Below are 19,965 nucleotides of genomic sequence, written 5' to 3' on the forward strand. Positions count from 1 at the left end.
GGCCTAGCGGCCGCTATCAGGCAGCGGATACTTGACGTCGAGAATGTCGATCGACTGCGGACCGGCCGGCGTGAACAGCGTGACCGTATCGCCCACTTTAGCCTTTAGCAGCGCACGCGCAATGGGCGAAATCCAGCTTACGTGCCCGATGTCCAGGTCGACCTCGTCGACACCGACGATCGTCACCTGATGCTCTTCGCCGTCCTCGGTCGCATAGTCGACCGTCGCGCCGAAAAACACCTGGTCGACGTTTTCCTGCCGGCTGCTATCGACGACCTCGGCTAGATCGAGCCGCTTGGTCAGAAAACGGATGCGCCGGTCGATTTCCCGCAGACGGCGTTTGCCGTAGATGTAGTCGCCATTCTCCGAGCGGTCGCCGTTCGACGCCGCCCACGACACGAGCTTGACAACCTCGGGCCGCTCGACATCGATCAGATGCAGCAATTCATCACGCATACGCCGATGACCGGCGGGAGTCATGTAGTTTTTGGTGCCTGCGGGCACGTCGGGCTGGGCGATGTCGAGATCGTCATCGTTGTCTTCGCTCGACTCTTTGACAAAGGCCTTGTTCATAATCATCCGTTAACAGCAACTAGCAACAATCTCATAAGAGGTTACACGATCGGCCCGGCGACACAAATCGCCGTGATGGGCTTCCGTTTTTCAAATCTGTTGGCTATAATCTCGTTTCTGTGTGCGGCTGTAGCTCAGTTGGATAGAGTACTTGGCTACGAACCAAGGGGTCGTGGGTTCGAATCCTGCCAGCCGCACCACCTTATTCGAGAGCGCCCTTACAGGGAGCTCTCAGGTTTCGTCAGTTTTTATAGTAAGCATCACCGTTTTGCGTGCGGCTGTAGCTCAGTTGGATAGAGTACTTGGCTACGAACCAAGGGGTCGTGGGTTCGAATCCTGCCAGCCGCACCACCTATGAAGGGCCTTCCAACCGGAAGGCCCTTTGTTTTTTCTGGCGCACCATGCCGTGCCCGTGCGCCAGCAACTCATCGCGGCGGCGACTGCATATCCCCAATTTGCCCATCCGGGTGCGGCAAGTCCTCGACGACCCCGCCCACCGTTTGCTCGCTGATCGTGTCGGTCCGCATGCCGGTCAGTGCCTGGCGCTCGCGCAGCACGTCGTCGACGGTATCGCCGAAACGGCTCACGACAAACGCCCGCAGCAAAGCAATGCGCAGCGAGTCGCCCATTCCCTCCGAGGCTCGCTGCCCGCCCTTGAACTCAGCGACGCATACCGCGCCTTTATCGCTCTGCTCGCGCACGTCGATCCGCATCGCGCGCTCGAGCACAACGGCAGCCGCCTCCCATGATGCGGAAGGCGTGAAACGCCCGTCCCACGGACGACCACGATCGTTGCCGCGGATCGCAACAGTCTCGCCACTATCGGTAAAGTAGATTTCGCGCACGAAGTCGTGCAGGCTGCGCGCCACCCAGTAATCGAGCGCCACGCCAGCAAGGTCGGACACGTTCATCTGCGTTCCCCCTGGAGTTCAGGTGAGACCTGCCTTGAGTTGTATCCTGAGCCGCCGCACGAAAGATGCCTGACTGGCGTGAAGCGCCAGTCCAAGCCGCGCCGACGCCCAGCCGGAAGCCGTTCAGTAGTCCGCGCGCTCGCGGTCGATGCGCATGCCGCCGTCGTGGCGGTGATGCCCCTCTTCGCTCGGCCGCTCACGCGTGATGCGCATCACATCGGGATTCGTGCGCACGCGCCGCATCACATTGGCCAGATGCACCCGGTCGCTGACCTGGATCACGAAGCGCAGAATCGTGGATTCCTGCGACAGATCTTCGTCCATCGCGATATGGACGATGTTCGCGTCCGCCGATGTGATGTCGGCCGCTACGCGGGCGAACACGCCCTTGGTGTTCTTGACCAGTACCTTGACCGCGACATCGAACAGCCGCCCTGGCTGCGGCGCCCACGCGACGTCGATCCAGCGGCCCGGATCGCGCCGGTGGATACGCTGCGCGACGCGGCAGTCGGTGGTATGAATCGCCATGCCGAGACCGATGCCGATATAGCCCATGATGTCGTCGCCCGGAATCGGACGGCAACACGCGGACAGCTGCACCGACATGCCCTCGGTACCGGTGATGACGACCGGCGGCGCGTGCGGCGTCGAACCGGACTCGGAGCGCGAGCCGTCGTCGTCGGCGTCGCGCCCGCTCATCAGCACTTCGATGCGCTTGGCCATCACCGCGGCGACCCGCCGGCCGAGACCGATGTCCGCGAAAATTTCCTGACGGTTCTTGTTGCCCGTCCACTGCACGAGCTTTTCCCACGCCTCCGGCGTCACATCCGATAGCGCAAGGCCATAGCCCTTCAACGCCTGATCGACGAGACGCTCGCCGAGCTGCACCGACTCGTTCAGACGCATCGTCTTCAGATAATGACGGATCGCCGAGCGCGCCTTGCCGCTGCGCACGAAGCCGAGCCATGCGGGGTTCGGCTTCGAATACGGCGCCGTGATGACTTCGACGATGTCGCCGCTCTTCAGCTCGGTACGCAACGGCAACAGCTCGTTGTTGATCTTCACCGCGACGCACTGGTTGCCGAGGTCGCTGTGGATCGAGTACGCGAAGTCGAGCGCGGTGGCGCCGCGCGGCAGCGCCATGATCTTCGACTTCGGCGTGAACACGTAGACCGCATCCGGGAACAGGTCGATCTTCACGTGCTCGAGGAATTCGCTCGAATCGCCCGCTTCGCTCTGAATGTCGAGCAGCGACTTCAGCCACTGGTGTGCGCGCATCTGCACGTCGTTCAGATCCGCGCTGCCGTTCTTGTACAGCCAGTGCGCGGCAACGCCCGCCTCGGCGATCTCGTGCATCTTGCGCGTGCGCACCTGAAACTCGATCGGTGCGCCGAACGGGCCGACGAGCGTGGTGTGCAGCGACTGATAGCCGTTCACCTTCGGGATCGCGATGTAATCCTTGAACTTGCCCGGAACAGGCTTGAAAAGCGCATGCAACGCGCCGATGCAGGTATAACACTCGAGCGCGCTCTCGACGACCACGCGAAAACCATACACGTCGAGCACCTGCGAAAACGACAGCTGCTTGTCGCGCATCTTCTTGTAAATGCTGAAGATGGTTTTCTCGCGACCGGTGACTTCGGCGTCGAGCTTCGCGTCCGCAATCGCGCGCTGCACCGATTCGAGAATCTTGCCGACCACCTCGCGACGATTGCCGCGCGCCGCCTTCACGGCTTTTTCGAGTGTCGCGTAACGGTGCGGGTTGAAGTTCGCGAAACTCAGGTCCTGCAGCTCGCGATAGGTATTATTCAGGCCGAGCCGGTGAGCGATCGGCGCGTAAATGTCTAGCGTTTCGCGCGCGACACGGCGACGTTTCTCCGACGGCACCGCGCCGAGCGTGCGCATGTTGTGCAGCCGGTCGGCGAGCTTCACGAGGATCACGCGCACGTCGCGCGCCATCGCGAGCAGCATCTTGCGGAAGTTCTCCGCTTGCGCTTCCTCGCGATTGCGAAACTCCATCTTGTCCAGCTTGGACAACCCGTCGACCAGTTCCGCGACCTTCGCGCCGAAGCGCTCGGCGAGCTCCGCCTTGGTCACGCCCTGGTCTTCCATCACGTCGTGCAGCAGCGCCGCCATGATCGCCTGGGCGTCGAGATTCCAGCCCGCGCAGATTTCCGCGACGGCGACCGGATGCGTGATGTAGGGCTCGCCGCTCTGGCGATACTGGCCGAGGTGGGCTTCGTCGCTGAAGTGGAACGCCGCCTTGATGTCCTTGATCTCTTCCGGCTGCAGATAGCCGGACAGCGCAGACGTCAGATTGGCGATGGAGACGACGTCATGCCGGCGCGGCTGCTCCGGCGTGGCGGTCGGCCCGAACAGATGGCGAAACGACTGCTCGAGGACCGCGTCGATGTACTTGCGTGCAGAAGACGGCGAGTCGGTGTCGTGCTCCGCTTCCGTGGCGGTGGGCGGGGTAGCACTCATGGTCGCCTCCGGTAGCGGTCAGGGTTGGACGCAGTTCTGCACGTTGAGCAATCCGGTGTGGCGAATACCGGCAAGTCGAAAACGAAAATCCGTGCGCCTTAGACCGGCACCTTCTTCAGCATTTCGACGCCGACCTGACCCGATGCGATTTCACGCAGCGCGAGGACGGTGGGCTTGTCGCGGCTTTCGATTTTCGGCGTGTGGCCTTGAGCGAGCTGACGCGCGCGATAGGTTGCGGCAAGCGCGAGTTCGAAACGGTTCGGGATCTGTTTGAGGCAGTCTTCGACGGTAATGCGGGCCATGTTGGGTTCCTTCTCAGTATGTTGCTTATTCTACCTTATGTGCTTGACACCACGCCGCGCTCACGCGTGCGGCAGGTGGATGCCGAGCTGCATGAAAAGCTGCGTGTGACGCGCGTACTGCGACGCGAAGCGCGAGCGCGTCGCGCCGACGAGGCACTGCAACTCCGCCAGCGCGCGATCGAAATTCTCGTTGATCACGACGTACTCCGCTTCGGCCGCGTGCGCGATCTCGCCGCCCGCCGCGAGCAAGCGTCGCGTGATTACGTTCGGCTCGTCCTGGCCGCGCTTTTTCAGACGCTCTTCGAGCGCTTCGAGCGACGGCGGCAGAATGAAAATCTCCACCGCGTTGTTGAATTGCTTCTTCACCTGCTGCGCACCCTGCCAGTCGATTTCGAGCAGCACGTCATGGCCGTTTTTCATCTGCTCCTCGATCCACACGCGCGACGTGCCGTAATAGTTGCCGTGCACTTCCGCGCTTTCGAGAAACTCGCCCGCGTCGTGACGCTGCATGAAATCTTCGACGCTCGTGAAGTGATAGTGCTCGCCGTCCTGCTCCTTCGGACGCGGCGGGCGCGTCGTGTAGGAGATCGACAGACGGATCGCGTCGTCGCTCGCGAGCAACGCGTTCACGAGCGTCGACTTGCCCGCGCCCGACGGCGCGACGACCATGAACAGGTTGCCGGGATAAGCGCCGGCGTACGAATGGCGCGCCGCGCCGGTTTCGCGTGGATGGTGGTCGGTCATGATGTGTCGTGCTCCAGCCTTATTCGAGATTCTGTACCTGCTCGCGCATCTGTTCGATCAAGAGCTTCAGCGTCATCGACGAATCCGCGAGTTCCTTCGCCGCCGCCTTCGAACCGAGCGTGTTCGCTTCGCGGTTCAGCTCCTGCATCATGAAGTCGAGCCGCTTGCCGACCTTGCCGCCCTTCTCGATCACGTGACGCGTTTCGTTCAGGTGCGCGGTGAGGCGCGACAGCTCTTCGGCGATGTCGATGCGAATGCCGTACATCGTCACTTCCTGGCGAATCCGCTCGTTGATCTCTTCGCGCGACACGATCGTCACGGCCGCATCCGGCGCGGCGATGCCGAGCGCTTCCTGCAGACGCTCGACGATTTTCTGCTGATGTCGCGCAATCAGCTCGGGCACGAGCGGGGTGATCTTCACGACGATCGTCTCCATTTCGGTGACGTTGGCGAGCAGCATCGTCGCGAGTTGCGCGCCTTCGCGCGCGCGCACGTCGATCAGGTCCGCGATCGCCTGCTTGCCGCATCCGAGCACCGCTTCGCGCAGCGTCTCGGGCGCGATGCCGCTTTCGGCGAGCACGCCCGGCCAGCGCAGAATTTCGCCGGTGCGCAGACGGCCGGCTTCAGGAAACGTGCCGAGCACCGTGCGTTCCAGCTGCGCGAGTTGCGCGAGCGCGTCGCGGTTGATCGCGCCCGCGTTCGCCGACTGCTCGCTGCGCTGCAGATTCACGCGAATGTCGACCTTGCCGCGCGACAGCTTGTTCATCAGCATCTCGCGCAGCGTCGGTTCGACGACGCGCACGTCTTCCGGCATGCGGAAGTTCAGATCGAGAAAGCGCGAGTTCACCGTGCGCAATTCGACCGACACGCTGACGCCACCCGTGCCCGAGGCTGCCACGAGTTCGCGCGTGGCGCTCGCATAGCCAGTCATGCTGTAGATCATCGTATTTCTCGCGATTGGGGCCATGCGGTAGACGATGGCCTGAGAAGCGGATCGCCCGGCGTGTACGAGACGCGGGGCGGGGAATCGGCATTATCCCATTTTTGTCGCAGCCATCCGTATGGGCAACCGCCCTATCCGATCGGCGGTAAAATTAGGGTTTTTCCTCCGCCCTCCTCCAGCCCATCCCGACCCATTCCGACATGAGCAACGACACCCAACGCCCCAGCGGCCGCCAGCCCCACCAGTTGCGCGACGTGCGCATCACGCGTCACTACACGAAGCATGCGGAGGGCTCGGTGCTGGTCGAATTCGGCGACACCAAGGTGATCTGCACCGCGAGCGTCAGCGAGAGCGTACCGCCGTTTCTGCGCGATCGCGGCCAGGGCTGGCTCACCGCCGAATACGGCATGCTGCCGCGCGCCACGCATACCCGCAGCGACCGTGAAGCCGCGCGCGGCAAACAAACCGGCCGCACCCAGGAAATCCAGCGGCTGATCGGCCGCGCGCTGCGCTCGGTGTTCGATCTCGAGAAGCTCGGCGCGCGCACGCTCAATCTCGACTGCGACGTGATCCAGGCCGATGGCGGCACACGCACCGCGAGCATCACCGGCGCGTTCGTCGCCGCGCATGATGCGGTCGCCAGATTGCTTGCCACGGGCCGCATCGAAAGCTCGCCGATCCTGGACTACGTCGCCGCGATTTCGGTCGGCGTGTACGACGGCGTGCCGGTGCTCGACCTCGACTACGACGAAGACTCGCAGTGCGACACCGACATGAACGTCGTAATGACGGGGGCGGGCGGCTTCGTCGAAATTCAGGGCACCGCGGAAGGCGTGCCGTTCTCGCGCGAAGAAATGAATGCGCTGCTCGATCTCGCGAGCGACGGCATCAGCACGCTGATCGCGAAGCAGAAAGAGGCGCTGGGAGTGCAGCAGTGAATGAGGTTCGTCAGGACAGTGGCGGGAACAATGCTCACGGCGTAACGTCGGCAATGCCACTGAAAAAGGTCGTGCTCGCGTCGAACAACGCGGGCAAGCTGCGCGAATTTGCGGCGCTGCTCGGCGCGGCCGGCATCGAGTTGATCGCGCAAGGCGAGCTCAACGTGCCGGAAGCGGAAGAACCGCATCCCACCTTCGTCGAAAACGCGCTGACGAAGGCCCGTCACGCTGCGCGGCTCACCGGCCTGCCCGCGCTCGCCGACGACTCGGGCCTTTGCGTGCGCGCGCTGCGCGGCGCGCCGGGCGTCTACTCGGCCCGCTTCGCGCAACTCGCCGGCGGCGAGAAAAGCGACGCGGCGAACAACGCGCGCCTCGTCGACGAACTGCGGGACGTGAGCGACCGCCGCGGCTATTACTACTGCGTGCTCGCACTCGTGCGTCACGCGGACGATCCCGAACCGCTGATCGCCGAAGGCCGCTGGCATGGCGAAATCCTGGACGCGCCGCGCGGCGAGCATGGCTTCGGTTACGACCCGTACTTCTATCTGCCGTCGCTGAACGCGAGCGCCGCCGAACTCGAGCCGGCGGTCAAGAACGCGAGCAGCCATCGCGCGATCGCGCTGCGGCAACTGCTCGCGCGTCTGTCGGAGGAAGCGTGATTCCGATCCGATCGACGCCGGCGGACATCGGCAAGGGTGTCGTCAGTGCGTTCACGTCGCCGGGCAGCATCCGTTTGACGTCGCTGCCGCCACTTGCGCTGTACGTGCATTTCCCGTGGTGCGTGCGCAAGTGCCCCTACTGCGACTTCAATTCGCACGAGTGGAAAGGCGAGACGTTCCCGGAGAACGACTACCTCGACGCGTTGCGCGCCGACCTGGAAATGGCCTTGCCACTGATCTGGGGCCGCCAGGTGCATACGGTGTTCATCGGCGGCGGCACGCCTAGTTTGCTGTCGGCGGCGGGGCTCGATCGCATGCTGTCGGATATTCGCGCGCTGCTGCCGCTCGACGCCGACGCGGAAATCACGCTCGAAGCGAACCCCGGCACGTTCGAAGCCGACAAGTTCGCGCAGTTTCGCGCGAGCGGCGTGAACCGGCTGTCGGTGGGCATCCAGAGTTTCAACGAAACGCATCTGAAGGCGCTCGGCCGCATTCACGACGCGACGCAGGCACGCCACGCGGTCGAAGTCGCCGCGACCACGTTCGACAACTTCAACCTCGACCTGATGTTCGCGCTGCCCAGGCAAACGCTCGCCGAATGTCAGGCCGACGTGGAAACGGCGTTGTCGTTTGCCCCGCCGCATCTGTCGCTGTATCACCTGACGCTCGAACCGAACACGCTATTCGCCAAGTTTCCGCCCGCGTTGCCCGACGATGACGCGTCCGCAGACATGCAGGACTGGATTCATCAACGCACCGCCGAGGCCGGCTACGGGCGCTACGAGGTGTCCGCGTATGCGCAGCCGCATCGGCAGAGCAAACACAATCTGAACTACTGGCGCTTCGGCGACTATCTCGGCATCGGCGCGGGCGCGCATACGAAGCTGTCGTTTCCTAATCGCATCGTGCGCCAGGCGCGCTACAAACATCCGTCCACGTTCATCGAGCAGGCCAGGGCTGGTGCAAGCGTGCAGGAAGAGCATGAGGTCGGGCCGCGCGATCTGCCGTTCGAGTTCATGCTGAACGCGCTGCGCCTGGTAGAAGGATTTCCGGTGCATCGGTACATCGAGCGCACGGGCCTGTCGATCACGACGATCGAGCCGGCCTTGCAGGAAGCGGAACAGCGCAAGCTGATCACACGCGACCACGAACGGATCGCGCCGACGCCGCTTGGGCAGGCGTTCCTGAACGACTTGCAGGCGCTGTTCCTGAAAGATCCGCAGTGATGGCGGGTCACCTAGACTCGGCAGCGAAGTCTTTTCAGGTTACAATTTGCGGCTTGGAGGTGTGGCCGAGTGGTTTAAGGCACCGGTCTTGAAAACCGGCGAAGGAGCAATCCTTCCGTGAGTTCGAATCTCACCGCCTCCGCCAGGCTTTCAAGAAAAACCCCGTAAGTTCAGTGACTTACGGGGTTTTTGTTTTTCTGGCCCGAGGTGGAGCAGTTCTCCGCTCTGATAGACCAGCGGTACGGTCGCTGCCCGCGAACATCCGCGCTACGGGCGCGAAAAGCCGCAATGTTCGTGCGGGCGCTTTTTTCCGTTTCGTCGAGAGCCGTCGAGATTTTGGGCGGTCGCCCATGTACGGACTGCCTGTCGCACAGTAATTATCTGACTGCTGTCAACTCCGGCAGCGACTTCAGATAGACCATCGACACACCCATGTCCCTGTCCGTATTTGAAATGCACTCCGTGGAGCTGTTCTGCCAGCGGCCACCGGGTGCCTGTTATGTCATCTGCGACGAATGGCACTATAAGGCGTGCCTCGGCAAGGCCGCAGACCTTCAGAGGGCCAGGGCGGAGACCCGGGAATTTCTTGCTATCGCCGCACTGAATCGCAGGAAGTGGGAGGAGGACCGGAAACTGATTAGGAATCTCATTGGCAGTCACTGGCTGTTTTTTCATGATGTACGGGACCGCAACCCTGATACCGATGGCTGGTGGGTGATCGTTGCTCTTCTCGAAGAGATTCGCCGGGGCAAACTGCTTGCCGTTAAAGGTCCGCGTAATGGCCTGTTTCCGTCACCGTACAGCAGCACGCCGTTAATGAATCCCGTAGCGAGGACAGGTAGTCACCCGGACGGCGAACCCATTTTGTCCGTCCAGTATGATCCGGCCACCTGGCAAACCCGGTTGAACGCTGCGCGGGCAGCCAGGGCTGGCGATAGAGGCTCATCAACGCTGCTCGGCGACGCGCAGCCGTTTGAGTATGTGCCTGATGCGTTGAGCGGCGATGTGGTTGAACTCGCCGAGAGCACGAACAACCCAAACTACGCGGCGAAGATGCTGGGGTATGACCGCAAGACCTTCGGCAGGATGATCCATATGATGAAAGAAGACAATCGAATGCGCGGGGACGACAACGTTATTTGGCACGACGATGGGAATGTCGAGTTCAGAGGCGCGATCATCGACAACATGCATAGCTGGGCACCCTGAGAGAAACAGAGATGGCACCCGAACACAAACTCGCCCACGCAGCGTTCACGATCTATCAGGACACCGAGCCGCCCGAATTCTGGACGAACTATTTTGGCGTATCACCATCTCGCGCGGGAGCCAAAGGGCAGCCCAGGTTAATGCCGTCCGGCATGATGAGCAGCATTCCTTGGCGGCAAGGCACATGGATCGTTTCGAGCGCGGAGGCAATAATGAGCGACGATCTGACGCCTCATCTTCGCTATCTGGTGGGCCACCTCGGGCTACCCCGTGCCGATTTGCGAGAACTCATCGAGCGCACTTGCGCGCAGATGCGCTTCTTCTGCTATTGGGACAACGAGAGCGGCGACCGCGCGCCTGACGTGCCCGACGATATTCGCACCATGATGGAAGCCATGGGCGGCACGGTCGAGATCGATGAATATCGATAGAGCCTCGCTCGAATGCACAAGCCGATGCTCGGGAATTGGCTTTTTTTTCAACCCTGCAAGGCACAGCGCGAGTGTTATGGGCCGCACTTCTGAATTAATCCTCTATGCTGCAAACAGGCACGGCCCCCGTACCCACCATCACGACCTAAACCACCGCCACCGCCTCAACCTCAATCTTGAACCCATAGTGCAACTGCGGCACCGGCACGACCGCGCGCGCCGGCCTTGCCTCGCCGGCCCAGCCCGCATAGATCTGATTGAAGCTCGCCCAATGTTCGACATCGACGACATACACGCGCACCTGCACCAGTTGCGCGACGCTGCTGCCGACGCTTTCGAGCGCCGCCTTCACATTGGCCAGAACCTGTTCGGCCTGCGCGTCGAACGACGCATCGGCGAGCTTTTCGCCTTGCGCGTTGATCGGCAATTGCCCGGACACGAAGACGAAGCCATTCGCGACCGCGACATGACTGTAATGGCCGCCGGGTTTCGCCAGCGCGGCCGGATTGTCGGTGTGGGGCAAACGTGAGGCGTGGGTGCTATCGGTCATCGACCACTCCAGAAGTGAAAATCTCGGAGCGATTCATCGCCGTGCTTCATTCAGCACGAACCCGCGCACGACGCAACACGCATCACGCGTCCGCCATCTCGAGCTTTTCGCGCGCATCCGCGCAACGACGATTCAGATCGCGATGCATCAACTGGCTATCGAGCAGAGCCGATACATCCGTCAAACCGTGATCAAAGCGCAAGACGTATTCGATGTCGGTGTAATCGTAATAAGCGCCGCTGTCGGCCAGCCGTTGCGCTTCGGCGAATGCGGCAAATTGCCGTTCGCCGTTCATCAGGTCTTTGATCGCCATGAGTGCCGCTCCGAGGAACAGTGACTTCATCATAGCAATGCAAAGCGCGACGCACGGTGGTGCGCGCGCAACACCAGGTGTTTTCCGGAGACGCGTCCGATGAACTCACGCGTCGGCCGATGCCCACAGCCGCAATAGCACGATCGTCATCCAGTTTTCACGCCGTTTTCACAGCGCTCGCGCAGCGCTCACCCTCGATATCCGGACAACACGCTCACACAGCCGCAACCGGCGACTTCGTCCCGTGCCAACGCATCACGAGCATGCGTCCGACAAAGCACAGACAGCCCGCCACGCCGACCACGATACCCATGCCCTTCGGCGTGCCGTCCTGCCACAGTCCGACCGCGAGGCTCGACAGTGCGCCGAGCGCGAGCTGCACCGCGCCGAACACGGCCGCCGCGGCGCCCGCGTTGGCGGGATAGCGATGCATCAGATCGGTCGTGCAGTTGGCGGACAACACGCCCACCACGCTGACGACGAAGAACAGCCCGAACACGATCGACCATAAGCCGCCCCACCCCGTCAGCGACACGACGGACACGAACAGCGACGCGACGAAGCTCACGGTCGCCGCGAACGAGATGATCGGCACCGGCCCGAGCCGGCCGACGAGCCGCGTGTTCAGGTAATTGCCGAAGATGATGCCGACGATGTTCAGCGCGAACAGGAAGCCGTAGTGCTGCGCGGACACGTGGAAATACTCGATGTATACGAACGGCGTCGCCGTGATGTACGCGAACATCGACGCGAACGCCATGCCGCCGCACAACATGTGTCCCCACGCGACCGGATCGCGCAGCAGCGTGCCATACGCGCCGAACGACTTCAGCAGCGCCGACTGCGCGCGCATCTCGCGCGGCCACGTCTCCGGCACCTTCAGGAATGCGGTCACCGCGCACACGGAACCGAACAGCGTCAGCGCGACGAACACGGCGCGCCAGCCGCCCAGCAGCAGCAACTGTCCGCCGATCAGCGGCGCGAGCAGTGGACCGATCGCCGTGACGATCGCGATCATCGACAGGACGCGCGCCGCGTCGCCCGGCTCGTGCGCGTCGCGCGCGATCGCGCGGGCCAGCACCGACGCCGCGCCCGCGCCCAACGCCTGCACGAAGCGGAAACCGACCAGCGAGCCGATCGAGACCGACAGCGAGCAGGCGATGCTCGCGAGCGCATACATGATGATGCCGCCAAGCAGGATCGGCCGACGGCCATAGGTATCGGACAGCGGACCGTACAGCAGCATGCCGATCGAAAAGCCGAACATGAAGCTCGTGAGCGTCGATTGCGCGGCGCCCGTGCCGACCGCGAAGGCCTGCGCGATGGTCGGCAGGCTCGGCAGATACATGTCGATGGAAATCGGCCCGCACGCGGCCAGCGCGCCGAGCAACAGGATCAGCCGGCCATCGGGCCGGCGTCTGACGACGTGAGACATGGGAAATCCGGATGGAACGCCGCGCCGGCATCGGCAGCGGAACGGGTGAAGCGGGAACGGCCATCAGTTGACCGGCTCGATTGTACGCGACGGTTAATCCGCTGACGGCGCTCGTGGCCCGCTGCGTGGACGTTGCGCGACAGCGCCGCGCGGCGCAATCCGCTTCGATCGGTTAAGCTGCCGCCAGCATGCCCAACGCGCTTCCGTATGCGCAGCTTGACGGCCCGACATAAAAGATCGACGTCGCGCAACGCCCTTCCCCTGATCCCGTTCGAACCCGCGATGACCGCCTTCCTGCTCATCTGGAGCCCCAAAAAATGGCCGTGGCCCGAGTTGCCCGACATCGCGAAACGCGTGGCGGCCGGCGACGCGGTGGCCGACGTGTGGGGCTGCGGCTTTGCGCGCGGCATCCTGCCCGGCGATCGCGTGTTCCTGCATCGCGTCGCGCAGGAGCCGAAGGGCATCTTCGGTTCGGGCTACGTGACGCGCGCGCCCTACGAAGTCCCCGACGCGTCGACCAAACGTGGCTACCGGCTGTGCATCGATTTCGTCTACGACTGGCTCGTCGATGCGCATCACGCGCCGGTCATCACGCGCGATCAGCTGCGTGTGCATCCGTTCTCGGTGCAGACGTGGGATGCGCAAAGCTCGGGCACGATCATCAAGCCGATCGCCGAAGGCGCGCTGGAGAAGCGCTGGGCCGAATTGACCGGCAGGCGCAAGCCGCCGACGATACCCGCACCGGGCAGCCAGGCGAAACACGCGCCGCCGTGACCGCCCGCCCGCACAGCCCGCCGGCGCCGACTCCGGTACAATTTCTCGATCCATCCCAGCATCGCGCGAAGGGTCCGCGGGAATCGTCCGAGGCCCTTTGCGCCGCTGCGCAACCCCTGCTCCCTATTCCAGCCATCGCCATGTCCAGAAACGAAACCCTCTTCGAACGCGCGCAACGCACGATCCCCGGCGGCGTGAATTCGCCGGTGCGCGCTTTCCGTTCCGTCGGCGGCACACCGCGTTTCATCGAGCGCGCGCAAGGCCCGTACTTCTGGGACGCGGACGGCCAGCGCTATACCGACTACATCGGCTCGTGGGGCCCCATGATCCTCGGCCACGTTCATCCCGAAGTGCTGGAAGCCGTGCAGCGCGCGCTCGTGAATGGCTTTTCGTTCGGCGCGCCGACCGAGTCGGAAGTCGAGATCGCCGAGGAAATCTGCAAGCTGGTGCCGTCGATCGAACAGGTGCGCATGGTGTCGAGCGGCACCGAGGCGACGATGAGCGCGCTGCGTCTCGCGCGCGGCTTCACGAACCGCAGCCGCATCGTCAAGTTCGAAGGCTGCTATCACGGCCACGCGGACAGCCTGCTCGTGAAGGCCGGCTCGGGCCTCCTGACCTTCGGCAATCCGACCTCGGCGGGCGTGCCGGTCGATATCGCGAAGCACACCACCGTGCTCGAATACAACAACGTCGCCGAGCTCGAAGAAGCGTTCAAGGCGTTCGGCAACGAGATCGCCTCGGTGATCGTCGAGCCGGTCGCTGGCAACATGAACCTCGTGCGCGCGACCCCTGAATTCCTGCAGGCGCTGCGGCGCCTGTGCACCGAGTACGGCGCGGTGCTGATTTTCGACGAAGTGATGTGCGGCTTCCGCGTCGCGCTCGGCGGCGCGCAGCAACTCTACGGCATCACGCCGGACCTCACCTGCCTCGGCAAGGTAATCGGCGGCGGCATGCCGGCGGCGGCGTTCGGCGGCCGGCGCGACATCATGGCTCACCTCGCGCCGCTCGGCGGCGTCTATCAGGCGGGCACGCTGTCGGGCAATCCGATCGCGGTCGCGGCCGGCCTGAAGACGCTGCAGCTGATCCAGGCGCCCGGCTTCTACGACACGCTCGCCGCGCGCACCACGCGTCTCGCGCAAGGGCTCGCGCGGGCGGCACGCGAAGCGGACGTGCCGTTCGCGGCCGATGCGCTCGGCGGCATGTTCGGCATCTACTTTCGCGAATCGATCCCGACGAGCTTCGCCGACGTCACGAAGAGCGATGTGCCGCGCTTCAACGCGTTCTTCCACAAGATGCTCGACGCGGGCGTGTACTTCGCGCCGTCCGCGTATGAGGCCGGCTTCGTGTCGAGCGCGCACGACGACGCGGTGATCGACGCGACGATCGACGCCGCGCGCGGCGCGTTCGCAGCGTTGAAAGGCTGAAGCCGGGCCCGAAGCAAAGGCCGCAACTCGCACGACCCAGACACCGCACCACAACGGACACCGATGTTCTCGCAAACCGATTTCGTCCACATGGAACGCGCGCTCGCGCTCGCGAAGCGCGGCATGTACACGGCCGACCCGAATCCGCGGGTCGGTTGCGTGCTCGTCAGAAACGGCGAGGTGATCGGCGAAGGCTTCACGCAGCCGGCCGGCCAGGATCACGCCGAAATTCGCGCGCTAAAGGACGCGCGCTCGCGCGGCCACGACCTGCGCGGCGCGACCGCCTACGTGACGCTCGAACCGTGCAGCCATTTCGGCCGCACGCCGCCGTGCGCGAACGCGCTGATCGAAGCGCAGATCGGCCGAGTGATCGCGGCGATGGAAGATCCCAACCCGCAGGTCTCCGGCCGCGGTCTCGCGATGCTGCGCGAAGCCGGTATCGAAGTGCGCTGCGGGCTGCTCGCGAACGAAGCGCGGGAGCTGAACATCGGCTTCGTGTCGCGCATGACGCGCGGCCGTCCGTGGGTGCGCATGAAAGTGGCGGCGTCGCTCGATGGCCGCACCGGCTTGCCGTCGGGTGAGAGCCAGTGGATCACGAGCGCGGCCGCGCGGGCCGACGGTCATGCGTGGCGTGCGCGCGCGTCGGCGATCCTGACCGGCATCGGCACTGTGCGCGAGGACAATCCGCGCATGACCGTGCGCGCGGTCGATACACCGCGCCAACCGCACCGCGTGCTGATCGACAGCCAGCTCGACGTGCCGCTCGACGCGCTGATCCTGGCCGGCGCGCCGACGCTGATCTTCTGCGGCGAGCTCGACGCGCGTCTCGAAGAACGCGCGAGCGCGCTGCGCGAGCGCGGCGCCGAGATCGTGCCGCTGCCGAACGCGTTCGGCAAGGTGGATCTCCCGCGCATGCTGAGCGTGCTCGGCGAGCGTCACGTCAACGAGCTGCACGTCGAAGCCGGCTACAAGCTGAACGGTTCGCTGTTGCGCGAAGGCTGCGTCGATGAACTGCTGGTCTATCTCGCGCCGAGCCTGCTCGGCGTGGACTCGATGAGCATGTTCAATCTGGACGCGCCCGACCAGCTCGAAGACCGCGTGAAGCTGAATTTCCACACGGTCGAGCGGATCGGCGACGATCTGCGGATCCTCGCGCGTTTCGCGCCGACAGCCTTACCCGGGACCGACACCGTGTCTCCCACCGTTTCGAAATGATCAAGGACTAGCACGATGTTTACAGGAATCGTCGCGGCAGTGGGCCGCATCGAATCAGTCAAGCCGCTCGGCACGGGCGGCGACGCGGGCGTGCGCCTGAACGTCGAGGCGGGCGGGCTCGACCTCGCCGATGTGCAGCTCGGCGACAGCATCACGATCCAGGGCGCCTGCATGACGGTGGTCGCGAAGACCGCTCATTCGTTCGAGGTCGACGTGTCGCGCGAGAGCCTGAACCGCACGGCCGGTCTCGGCGAAACCGGCGAGGTCAATCTCGAGAAAGCGCTGCGCGCGCATGACCGGCTCGGTGGACATATCGTGTCCGGACACGTCGACGGACTCGGTATCGTCACGCGTTTCGCCCCGGTCGGCGAATCGCACGAGCTGCGCATTCTCGCGCCGCGCGACATCGGTCGTTATCTCGCGTACAAGGGATCGATTACGGTCAATGGCGTGAGCCTGACCGTGAACTCCGTCGTTGATCGCGACGACGGCTGCGAGTTTTCGATCAATCTGATTCCGCATACCGTGCAGGTGACGGCGCTCAAGCATCTGCACGACGGGGTAAAAGTGAATCTGGAGATCGATCTGATTGCGCGGTATGTCGAACGGATGCTCAATGCGCCGCGCGATGGCGATCCATCCTCGACGTAACCTGGCCACTTCCCTCGAGACCGTTACGCGATACCTGGAGCGCATGCTCGGTGCGTATCGGGAAAGCGATCGAACTGCGCAGCAAGCCGGTTTGAGCGAGGCGAATGCGGGGCCGTGACCCAGCGCGCGTGCACGATCCGAAGCTGACAAACACAAGTGCGGTGATGTGCTCCTGCAGCGCGCGACGCGGCGCGCTCTTGTTGCACAGACACTTGACGAGTTCGCCGTCGACTTCGTCTTCCTCGTACTCGTCGCTACGCGTGACGACCGGCAGCAAAGGCTTGTTCCGGTGCAATTCGCGGCCGAGCTCGTCGAGCTCCTGCACCTGGCCAGGCGACGTGGAGCTGGTGAGCCACAACACACCATCGGCGCTATCGGTGAAGCGCCGCGTCAACGCGGCGTTGTCCGGCGTCACAACTCCTCGACGCTTCAGGAATTCGGCCGGCAAGACCGCCGGCCGTTGGCAACGAAAGGCGGCGGCCGTGTCGCCACGGCGCCGCCTCGTGCGATTACGCTTCGGCCGAAGCGCGCAGACGATGGACGAGCTGGTTGTCCTTACCCTGGACCAGCGGCGTGATCGTGAAGTTGAACTCGATCTCCTTGTACGTATCGGCCTTCAGGCCCAGCGCCGCGCCACCGCTTTTCTCGACGACCGGCGGAATCAGCTCTTCGCGCGTTGCATACGCGAAGTCGTCCCAGATCAGCGGATCGCCTTCGATGTTGAACTGCGTGGTCAGCTTGCGATGGCCGTCGCTGCTGACGAAGAAGTGCACGTGCGCCGGACGGTTGCCGTGACGGCCCAGCACGTCCAGCAGCTGCTGCGTCGAGCCGTGCGGCGGGCAGCCGTAGCCTACCGGCATCAGCGTGCGGACCTCGTACTTGCCGTCGGCGCCGGTCTTCACCGCGCCGCGCAGGTTGAAGTCGCTCTGCGCGCCGGTCGGATCGAAGTGCGAGTAGAAGCCCTTCGAGTTCGCGTGCCAGCACTCGACGACCGCGCCGGCGACCGGCTTGCCGTCCAGATCCTTGACCGTGCCGCGAATCACGAGCGGGCCCGCGTCTTCGTCCGGGTTGATGTCGATCTTCGAGACGCCCTCGCGCACCGTCGCGCCGGCGACGTACAGCGGGCCTTCGATCGTACGCGGCGTGCCGCCTTCGAGACCGATCTTCTTGTCCTCAGCGTCCATACGGATGTCGAGATACTTCTCGAGACCGAGGCCGGCCGCGAGCAGCGCCGCTTCGCCGTCCTGACCGAGCTTGTTCAGATAGTTGACGCCGGCCCAGACTTCGTCGGGCGTGATGTCGAGGTCATCGATTGCCTTGAACAGGTCGCCCAGCAGACGGAAAACGATCTGCTGGAAACGCGCGTTGCCACTCCCGGCATCGACGTTGGAAGCGGCTTTCAGCAGATCCTGCACTTCTTTGGTTTCAAATACTTTGACGCTCACGATGACTGTCTCCAGTTGGTATAGGGGGAAAAGATGGCTTTGGATGCGCTCGCCGTCAAAAGCGCCTGGCCCCTGGGCTCAGATGTCGCCGTCCCGAATCGACGACGGGTGACGACACAGAGGCGTCACCGAAATCTTCATGTACGGGAACAGAGGCAAGCCGGACAGAATGTCGTGAAGTTCGGCATTGCTCTCTACATCGAAGATGCTGTAATTCGCGTACTCGCCAACGAGGCGCCAGATATGACGCCACTTGCCGCTACGCTGGAGCTCCTGCGAGTAAGCCTTCTCGCGGGTCTTGATTTCGTTCGCCACTTCGGCCGGCATTTCGACCGGCAGGTGCACGTCCATTCGTACATGGAAAAGCATCGTTGAATCCTCTTGATCTGAATCCGTTTAGCGGGTGACCTTCATCAGCCCGTCTCGCGTGAATCGTTCGACCTTCGCCTCGTCGAGTTCGATACCGAGACCCGGGCCGTTCGGCACGGTCAGTTCGAAGTCGCTGTAGTCGAGCGGCGTGGTCAGAATTTCTTCGGTGATCAGCAACGGCCCGAACAGCTCGGTGCCCCATTGCAGATTCGCGAAGCTCGCGAACAGATGCGCCGACGCCACCGTGCTGAACGCGCCTTCGAGCATCGTGCCGCCGTACAGCTCGATGCCGGCGGCATCTGCGATCGCGGCCACGCGCTGCGCGGCGAACAGACCACCGCTCTGCTCGATCTTGATCGCGAACACATCGGCGCCGCCGTTCTTCGCGATCTCGAACGCGCTGTCCGGGCCTTGCAAGACTTCGTCGGCCATCAGCGCGACCGGGAAGCGGCGCATCAGTCGCGCGAGCGCCGCGGCGGACGCGACCGGCTGCTCGACCAGATCGCAGCCCGCGTCGGCCAGCGCCGGAATCGCCCAGGCGGCCTGGGTCTCGCTCCACGCCATGTTCACGTCGACGCGCACCGCGGCGCGCTCGCCGACCGCTTTCTTGATCTCGGCGACGTGCTTGATGTCGGTCTTCAGTTCCTTCGCGCCGATCTTCAGCTTGAAGACCTTGTGGCGGCGCACGTCGAGCATGTGCTCGGCTTCGGCGATGTCCTTCGCGGTATCGCCCGACGCGAGCGTCCACGCAACCGGCAGGCGCTCACGGCGACGGCCGCCGAGCAGTTCGCTCACCGGCACGCCGAGACGTTTGCCTTGCGCGTCGAGCAGCGCGGTTTCGAGCGCGCTCTTCGAGAAATGATTGACCTTGACCAGCTTGCCGAGGTGCGCCATCAGCGCCTGGATCTGCGTCGCTTCCTTGCCGATCATCGCCGGGGCGAAGTAGGCGTCGATCGCGAGCTTCATTGCTTCGGGGCTTTCCGGGCCGTAGGCCATGCCGGCGATCGTGGTGCCTTCGCCAATCCCGACGATGCCGTCGCTGCAGTACACCTTGACCAGCATTAGCGTCTGCCCGTGCATCGTGGCGACCGACAGCTTGTGAGGACGGATCGTCGGCAGATCGACGAGGCGGGTTTCGATACGTTTGATGGTCGCTTGGGGCATGGCGGCTGCGGCGGGAAGTGAGTTCATTGGATGTTTTTATACCCTTCGCCCGTTTGGCCCGTCCAATACTTTTCCTGTCCTTTTTCATACCTGCAGGGTATGGTGAGGCCAGCAAGCCCGGCCTTTCTATGGATTTTGCATTGCACCATGCAGGTGGGGCATCGAAAAAGAGGCCGTTTTTGCGCCTCAAACATGACTTGGGTCA

The 19,965-nt window shown here is 63.6% G+C and carries 21 protein-coding genes, 3 tRNA genes and 1 pseudogene; 12 read left to right on the forward strand and 13 right to left on the reverse strand.

Annotation, left to right across the window (positions count from 1 at the left end; genetic code table 11):
- Positions 1-3: 3 nt before the first annotated feature.
- Entirely contained in the window at positions 4-573 is a 570-nt protein-coding gene (greB, locus tag HDG34_RS04505; protein WP_184053119.1) for a transcription elongation factor GreB, read from the reverse strand.
- A 123-nt stretch (positions 574-696) separates the two neighbouring features.
- On the opposite strand from greB, the gene HDG34_RS04510 reads away from it, so the two are divergent.
- Positions 697-773: transfer RNA gene (locus HDG34_RS04510), tRNA-Arg, on the forward strand.
- Positions 774-847: 74 nt separating this feature from the next.
- Positions 848-924 (forward strand) — tRNA-Arg (locus HDG34_RS04515).
- 74 nt (positions 925-998) lie between these two features.
- Here HDG34_RS04515 and HDG34_RS04520 read toward each other — a convergent pair.
- From HDG34_RS04520 to HDG34_RS04540, 5 genes are all read right to left on the reverse strand, one after another.
- Positions 999-1,484: a phage protein NinX family protein gene (locus HDG34_RS04520; protein WP_184058064.1), complete on the reverse strand. Its 486-nt coding sequence runs from the start codon at positions 1,482-1,484 to the stop codon at positions 999-1,001.
- A gap of 123 nt (positions 1,485-1,607) precedes the next feature.
- Positions 1,608-3,968, reverse strand: coding sequence for a bifunctional (p)ppGpp synthetase/guanosine-3',5'-bis(diphosphate) 3'-pyrophosphohydrolase (locus tag HDG34_RS04525; RefSeq protein ID WP_184023294.1), 2,361 nt, complete (start codon positions 3,966-3,968; stop codon positions 1,608-1,610).
- Positions 3,969-4,066: 98 nt separating this feature from the next.
- Positions 4,067-4,270 (reverse strand): DNA-directed RNA polymerase subunit omega, encoded by a 204-nt coding sequence (gene rpoZ, locus HDG34_RS04530; RefSeq protein WP_008921215.1) that lies wholly within the window; start codon positions 4,268-4,270, stop codon positions 4,067-4,069.
- Positions 4,271-4,330: 60 nt separating this feature from the next.
- Positions 4,331-5,014, reverse strand: coding sequence for a guanylate kinase (gene gmk / locus HDG34_RS04535; RefSeq protein ID WP_090801453.1), 684 nt, complete (start codon positions 5,012-5,014; stop codon positions 4,331-4,333).
- Positions 5,015-5,033: 19 nt separating this feature from the next.
- Positions 5,034-5,957: a YicC/YloC family endoribonuclease gene (locus tag HDG34_RS04540; RefSeq protein WP_090801455.1), complete on the reverse strand. Its 924-nt coding sequence runs from the start codon at positions 5,955-5,957 to the stop codon at positions 5,034-5,036.
- 200 nt (positions 5,958-6,157) lie between these two features.
- Between HDG34_RS04540 and rph the strand changes: the two genes are divergently transcribed.
- The 6 genes from rph to HDG34_RS04570 all read left to right on the forward strand — a co-directional run bounded on the left by rph (position 6,158) and on the right by HDG34_RS04570 (position 10,420).
- Positions 6,158-6,895 (forward strand): ribonuclease PH, encoded by a 738-nt coding sequence (rph, locus tag HDG34_RS04545; RefSeq protein ID WP_090801456.1) that lies wholly within the window; start codon positions 6,158-6,160, stop codon positions 6,893-6,895.
- A complete protein-coding gene (gene rdgB, locus HDG34_RS04550; protein ID WP_184058066.1) occupies positions 6,892-7,554 on the forward strand; it encodes an RdgB/HAM1 family non-canonical purine NTP pyrophosphatase in 663 nt (220 codons plus the stop codon). The genes rph and rdgB overlap by 4 nt, the downstream gene beginning before the upstream one ends.
- The gene (gene hemW, locus HDG34_RS04555; protein ID WP_184058068.1) at positions 7,551-8,780 is read left to right on the forward strand and encodes a radical SAM family heme chaperone HemW; all 1,230 of its coding nucleotides are present in this window, start codon (positions 7,551-7,553) and stop codon (positions 8,778-8,780) included. The genes rdgB and hemW overlap by 4 nt, the downstream gene beginning before the upstream one ends.
- A 55-nt stretch (positions 8,781-8,835) precedes the next feature.
- A tRNA-Ser gene (locus tag HDG34_RS04560) sits at positions 8,836-8,925 on the forward strand.
- A 287-nt stretch (positions 8,926-9,212) separates the two neighbouring features.
- Entirely contained in the window at positions 9,213-9,989 is a 777-nt protein-coding gene (locus HDG34_RS04565) for a hypothetical protein (protein ID WP_184058069.1), read from the forward strand.
- Between the two features lie 11 nt (positions 9,990-10,000).
- On the forward strand, positions 10,001-10,420 hold the full coding sequence (locus HDG34_RS04570) for a DUF4279 domain-containing protein (RefSeq protein WP_184058071.1): 420 nt from the start codon (positions 10,001-10,003) through the stop codon (positions 10,418-10,420).
- Positions 10,421-10,565: 145 nt separating this feature from the next.
- Here the strand turns inward: HDG34_RS04570 and HDG34_RS04575 are convergent, their stop codons facing one another.
- The 3 genes from HDG34_RS04575 to HDG34_RS04585 form a co-directional block, all read right to left on the reverse strand.
- The gene (locus HDG34_RS04575) at positions 10,566-10,970 is read right to left on the reverse strand and encodes a RidA family protein (protein ID WP_090801464.1); all 405 of its coding nucleotides are present in this window, start codon (positions 10,968-10,970) and stop codon (positions 10,566-10,568) included.
- An 82-nt stretch (positions 10,971-11,052) separates the two neighbouring features.
- Positions 11,053-11,283, reverse strand: a complete 231-nt coding sequence (locus tag HDG34_RS04580; RefSeq protein WP_090805429.1) for a hypothetical protein — start codon at positions 11,281-11,283, stop codon at positions 11,053-11,055.
- A gap of 214 nt (positions 11,284-11,497) precedes the next feature.
- Positions 11,498-12,718 carry a Bcr/CflA family multidrug efflux MFS transporter gene (locus HDG34_RS04585; protein ID WP_184058073.1) on the reverse strand — a complete coding sequence of 407 codons (1,221 nt, stop codon included), beginning with the start codon at positions 12,716-12,718 and terminating at the stop codon, positions 11,498-11,500.
- Between the two features lie 282 nt (positions 12,719-13,000).
- Here HDG34_RS04585 and HDG34_RS04590 point away from each other — a divergent pair, with 282 nt between their 5' ends.
- The 4 genes from HDG34_RS04590 (at position 13,001) to HDG34_RS04605 (ending at position 16,782) form a co-directional block, all read left to right on the forward strand.
- On the forward strand, positions 13,001-13,492 hold the full coding sequence (locus tag HDG34_RS04590; RefSeq protein WP_184058075.1) for a hypothetical protein: 492 nt from the start codon (positions 13,001-13,003) through the stop codon (positions 13,490-13,492).
- 140 nt (positions 13,493-13,632) lie between these two features.
- Positions 13,633-14,916: a glutamate-1-semialdehyde 2,1-aminomutase gene (gene hemL / locus HDG34_RS04595; protein WP_184058077.1), complete on the forward strand. Its 1,284-nt coding sequence runs from the start codon at positions 13,633-13,635 to the stop codon at positions 14,914-14,916.
- Positions 14,917-14,979: 63 nt separating this feature from the next.
- The gene (gene ribD / locus HDG34_RS04600; RefSeq protein ID WP_090801471.1) at positions 14,980-16,131 is read left to right on the forward strand and encodes a bifunctional diaminohydroxyphosphoribosylaminopyrimidine deaminase/5-amino-6-(5-phosphoribosylamino)uracil reductase RibD; all 1,152 of its coding nucleotides are present in this window, start codon (positions 14,980-14,982) and stop codon (positions 16,129-16,131) included.
- Positions 16,132-16,146: 15 nt separating this feature from the next.
- Entirely contained in the window at positions 16,147-16,782 is a 636-nt protein-coding gene (locus tag HDG34_RS04605) for a riboflavin synthase (protein WP_184058078.1), read from the forward strand.
- Positions 16,783-16,948: 166 nt separating this feature from the next.
- Here HDG34_RS04605 and HDG34_RS04610 read toward each other — a convergent pair.
- The 4 genes and pseudogenes from HDG34_RS04610 to HDG34_RS04625 all read right to left on the reverse strand — a co-directional run.
- Positions 16,949-17,197 (reverse strand): annotated as a pseudogene (locus HDG34_RS04610) (hypothetical protein); the annotation flags it as partial.
- Between the two features lie 94 nt (positions 17,198-17,291).
- Positions 17,292-18,227 (reverse strand): catechol 1,2-dioxygenase, encoded by a 936-nt coding sequence (gene catA, locus HDG34_RS04615; protein ID WP_184058080.1) that lies wholly within the window; start codon positions 18,225-18,227, stop codon positions 17,292-17,294.
- Positions 18,228-18,305: 78 nt separating this feature from the next.
- Positions 18,306-18,596 (reverse strand): muconolactone Delta-isomerase, encoded by a 291-nt coding sequence (gene catC / locus HDG34_RS04620; protein ID WP_184058082.1) that lies wholly within the window; start codon positions 18,594-18,596, stop codon positions 18,306-18,308.
- A 27-nt stretch (positions 18,597-18,623) separates the two neighbouring features.
- Positions 18,624-19,760, reverse strand: a complete 1,137-nt coding sequence (locus tag HDG34_RS04625) for a muconate/chloromuconate family cycloisomerase (protein ID WP_184058084.1) — start codon at positions 19,758-19,760, stop codon at positions 18,624-18,626.
- Positions 19,761-19,965 lie beyond the last annotated feature (205 nt).

The sequence above is a fragment of the Paraburkholderia sp. HC6.4b genome (genome assembly GCF_014200875.1).
GTDB classification, from domain to species: domain Bacteria; phylum Pseudomonadota; class Gammaproteobacteria; order Burkholderiales; family Burkholderiaceae; genus Paraburkholderia; species Paraburkholderia tuberum.

Bases quoted from the DNA above. Each gene is read 5' to 3' on its own strand.
- greB (WP_184053119.1), bottom strand. From the start codon at position 573: ATGAACAAGGCCTTTGTCAAAGAGTCGAGCGAAGACAACGATGACGAT.
- HDG34_RS04520 (WP_184058064.1), bottom strand. From the start codon at position 1,484: ATGAACGTGTCCGACCTTGCTGGCGTGGCGCTCGATTACTGGGTGGCG.
- HDG34_RS04525 (WP_184023294.1), bottom strand. From the start codon at position 3,968: ATGAGTGCTACCCCGCCCACCGCCACGGAAGCGGAGCACGACACCGAC.
- rpoZ (WP_008921215.1), bottom strand. From the start codon at position 4,270: ATGGCCCGCATTACCGTCGAAGACTGCCTCAAACAGATCCCGAACCGT.
- gmk (WP_090801453.1), bottom strand. From the start codon at position 5,014: ATGACCGACCACCATCCACGCGAAACCGGCGCGGCGCGCCATTCGTAC.
- HDG34_RS04540 (WP_090801455.1), bottom strand. From the start codon at position 5,957: ATGATCTACAGCATGACTGGCTATGCGAGCGCCACGCGCGAACTCGTG.
- rph (WP_090801456.1), top strand. From the start codon at position 6,158: ATGAGCAACGACACCCAACGCCCCAGCGGCCGCCAGCCCCACCAGTTG.
- HDG34_RS04565 (WP_184058069.1), top strand. From the start codon at position 9,213: ATGTCCCTGTCCGTATTTGAAATGCACTCCGTGGAGCTGTTCTGCCAG.
- HDG34_RS04570 (WP_184058071.1), top strand. From the start codon at position 10,001: ATGGCACCCGAACACAAACTCGCCCACGCAGCGTTCACGATCTATCAG.
- HDG34_RS04575 (WP_090801464.1), bottom strand. From the start codon at position 10,970: ATGACCGATAGCACCCACGCCTCACGTTTGCCCCACACCGACAATCCG.
- HDG34_RS04580 (WP_090805429.1), bottom strand. From the start codon at position 11,283: ATGGCGATCAAAGACCTGATGAACGGCGAACGGCAATTTGCCGCATTC.
- HDG34_RS04585 (WP_184058073.1), bottom strand. From the start codon at position 12,718: ATGTCTCACGTCGTCAGACGCCGGCCCGATGGCCGGCTGATCCTGTTG.
- HDG34_RS04590 (WP_184058075.1), top strand. From the start codon at position 13,001: ATGACCGCCTTCCTGCTCATCTGGAGCCCCAAAAAATGGCCGTGGCCC.
- hemL (WP_184058077.1), top strand. From the start codon at position 13,633: ATGTCCAGAAACGAAACCCTCTTCGAACGCGCGCAACGCACGATCCCC.
- ribD (WP_090801471.1), top strand. From the start codon at position 14,980: ATGTTCTCGCAAACCGATTTCGTCCACATGGAACGCGCGCTCGCGCTC.
- HDG34_RS04605 (WP_184058078.1), top strand. From the start codon at position 16,147: ATGTTTACAGGAATCGTCGCGGCAGTGGGCCGCATCGAATCAGTCAAG.
- catC (WP_184058082.1), bottom strand. From the start codon at position 18,596: ATGCTTTTCCATGTACGAATGGACGTGCACCTGCCGGTCGAAATGCCG.
- HDG34_RS04625 (WP_184058084.1), bottom strand. From the start codon at position 19,760: ATGCCCCAAGCGACCATCAAACGTATCGAAACCCGCCTCGTCGATCTG.